Origin of the sequence: Mediterraneibacter sp. 210702-DFI.5.30, assembly GCF_020560115.1 — a bacterium.
Lineage (GTDB): Bacteria > Bacillota > Clostridia > Lachnospirales > Lachnospiraceae > Mediterraneibacter > Mediterraneibacter faecis.
This window is the reverse complement of record NZ_JAJCME010000302.1, coordinates 1-206: the sequence shown is the minus strand read 5'-3', so window position 1 is coordinate 206 and position 206 is coordinate 1. Positions and strand designations below refer to the sequence as shown.

The 206-nt window shown below is 40.3% G+C and carries 1 protein-coding gene; it reads left to right on the top strand.

Annotated features, from left to right (window positions below):
- Positions 1-206: transposase (locus LI126_RS15640; RefSeq protein WP_227165802.1), on the top strand; the 206-nt coding region annotated here is incomplete at both ends.

Genomic DNA, 206 nt, shown 5'->3' with positions numbered 1-206 from the left:
ATTTCCGCCAAGCATTCGGGCATCAATTTACTCAACAAATTTGATTGAAGCTTTCAACAAAAAGTTGAAGAAGAAAATTCGCCAGAAGGAGCAGTTTCCAAATGAGGATGTCCTTCAACGATTCGTGACAACTCAAATTCTAGAATACAATGACAAGTTCGAAGAACGAGCACATCGTGGATTTCGAGGAAGCAAGGATACCTTGG